Origin of the sequence: Streptomyces sp. CBMA29, assembly GCF_014596445.1 — a bacterium.
Lineage (GTDB): Bacteria > Actinomycetota > Actinomycetes > Streptomycetales > Streptomycetaceae > Actinacidiphila.
This window is the reverse complement of the sequence record NZ_MECL01000117.1, coordinates 1-2,508: the sequence shown is the minus strand read 5'-3', so window position 1 is coordinate 2,508 and position 2,508 is coordinate 1. Positions and strand designations below refer to the sequence as shown.

General features: G+C 76.4%; 3 protein-coding genes. All 3 read right to left on the bottom strand.

The genetic code is table 11. The features are described 5' to 3' along the window. The coding region (locus BGM09_RS16960; protein WP_188282445.1) for an SseB family protein at window positions 1-412 on the bottom strand (412 nt) is incomplete at its 3' end. A 9-nt stretch (window positions 413-421) separates the two neighbouring features. Further along, window positions 422-1,660: a type VII secretion-associated serine protease mycosin gene (gene mycP / locus BGM09_RS16955; RefSeq protein ID WP_188282444.1), complete on the bottom strand. Its 1,239-nt coding sequence runs from the start codon at window positions 1,658-1,660 to the stop codon at window positions 422-424. Further along, window positions 1,657-2,508 (bottom strand): hypothetical protein (locus BGM09_RS16950; RefSeq protein ID WP_317452735.1); only part of this gene is annotated, 852 nt, incomplete at its 5' end. The genes mycP and BGM09_RS16950, both read right to left, overlap by 4 nt.

Genomic DNA, 2,508 nt, shown 5'->3' with positions numbered 1-2,508 from the left:
GTTCGTACGTGACCGGCCCCGCGAGGTCGATCAGCAGCGTGTCGGCCCCCTCGTGCGCGAGCGCCTGAAGAGCCTGCGACAGCGGTACGGCGACCGGCCGCGCCTGCGGCCGCCAGCGGGCCAGCGCCGCCACGGAGGTGAAGGCGGGCAGCGCCCGCCGCCCGTCCGGCGCCTGGATCGTCGGCACCGCCATGTCGCTGCTCTTCTCGCGGCGCAGCCCGTCCTCGCCGGTCTCGGCCTCGCCGAGCACCGCGACCACCGGCACCAGCAGCCGGGCCCCGTGCAGTGCCTCGACCACGGCCGCCTCCGTCCCGGGGTCCCGCGCGTAGCCGGTCAACGCGGCGGCCAGTGCCGCGTCGGCCGAGCCGTCGTCGTCGGAGAAACCGGGGTCGGGGATGTTCTTCAGCGCCACCCCGGAACCCTATCCGCCCTCCGCCGACAGACCGTGGGCGGCCCGTCCCGCGCGGCGGGGGCGCAGCCAGAGCAGCGCGGCGACCACGACCAGGGCGGCTCCGGCGACGGCGAAGACGGTCGCGACACCGTCGCCGAGGAAGCGGGAGGGCTCGGGCGCGGAGACCGGCGGCGCGGGGCCGGGGCTGAAGTACGTCCGCGGATAGCCGACGGCGGCCGGTACGGGGGGCGCGGGCTTCAGCTTGGCCGCCGCCTTCAGCGCGGCGGCGGGGTCGATCAGACCGGTGCCCATCTCGTCGCTGCGCCCGTCCTTGGGCCGGTCCCGCGTCGTGTCCTCCAGCACCTGCTTGACCTGGGCCGGGCTCAGCTTCGGGTCGGCGGATCTGATGAGGGCGGCGGCGCCGGAGACGTACGCGGACGCGGCGCTGGTGCCCCAGCCCTCGTAATAGGTGCGGTCCGGGTCGGCGATCACCACGTCGACGCCGGGCGCGGAGACGGACGCGTACCAGCGGCGGGTGGAGAAGGCGGCGTGCTGCCCGTTCCTGTCGACGGCCGCGACCGCGATCACTCCGGGGTACGCGGCCGGGTAGGAGGAACGGTCGGCGTCCTCGCCGCCGTTGCCCGCGGACGCGACGACCACGACGCCCTTGCCGAGCGCGTACCGGATCGCCTCGTCCTCGGCGGCGACGGGCGCGGCGGTGGCGCTGTCGTCGCCGAGCGAGAGATTGATGACGTCGGCGCCGTGGTCGACCGCCCACCGGATGCCGTCGGGCAGCGCGTTGCCCTTGCTCGTGCGCGCCTTGGAGCGCTGCGGGTCCTTGTCCTCCAGGATCACCCGCACCGGCAGGATCTTCGCCTTGGGCGCGATGCCCATGACGCCCGAGTCGTGGCCGGGACCGTGGCCGTGCCCCGCGATGATCGCGGCCATCCCCGTGCCGTGCCTGGCCCACGACCGGTCGCCGCGGCCGGCCCCGAAGCCGACCATGTCCTTGCCCGTCAGCACCTGCCCGGTCAGGTCGGGGTGCGTCCCGTCCACCCCGGTGTCGAGCACCGCGACCGTGACGCCCGCGCCCTGGCTCGTACGCCACGCGCTCTCGGCGTGCAGGGCGCTCAGCGCCCAGTCGGCGTTGCGCACGGCGTCGGCGGCGGCGGGCTGGGCGGTCAGGGCGAGGGCCGCGGCGACCGCGGCGAGCGAGGTCAGGGCGCCGAGCGGGCGGCGGGCCGGGAGACGGGAGGGGCGGCGGCTCATCGGGACTTCTCCGTACCGGTGGCGCCGGGACCGCCTGGGCTGCTGGACGGCCTGAGCAGCGCGGTCACCGCGCTGTGCAGGCGGTCGTCGACGGCCGAGGCAAGGCCGGTCGCGTCGTAGCCGAGACCGGCCTGGGCGGCCACGCTGGTGGCGCCGGACTTGGTGGCCTTGTCGGCGGACTGCGGGCTCAGGGTGCGGCCGTCGGCGAAGCCGGTGACCGCGTAGACGACGAAGGGCAGGTCGGCGGAGACCTGCACGTCCCAGCTTCCGCGCTGCTTCACGCCGAAGGAGTCGGCGGCCGTGCCGGGGAACGCCACCGGACGCGGGATCAGGTCCGCGCGGTCGCCGAGGTGCTGCGCGGCCCAGCGTCCGCTGAATCCGCGCATCGCGGCCGACTCGGCGGTGGTGACCAGCAGGCCCACCGTGGTGACCGAGGTCGACGTGCTGTCCGCGTAGGTCGCGCGCAGCAGGCGTGCGCAGCCGACCGGGGCCAGCACCTGCTGGAGCAGCGGGTCGAAGGCGGCGGCGCAGCCGCCGGGCGCGGCGACGCCGATCCTGGTCCACGCGCGGTCGGCCCCGCCCGGACCCGCGCCCTTCGCGGACACCGTGCGCGGGAACAGCGAGTCGACCGGCGCGCTGCGCCACACCTCCCGTACGGCGGCGAACGCCTTCACGCTCCCGTCCACCAACGGCGGCTCCGCCCGCGGCTTGTGGTTGATCGCGCTCCCGGCGACCGCCCCGCCGATCAGCCCGAGCCCGAGCACCAGACAGAGCGCCGCCCAGACCCGAGCCGAAGCCCCGCGGGCGGCGGGGGTTTGAGCGGGGGCGCCGGCCCGCACGGGCCCAGG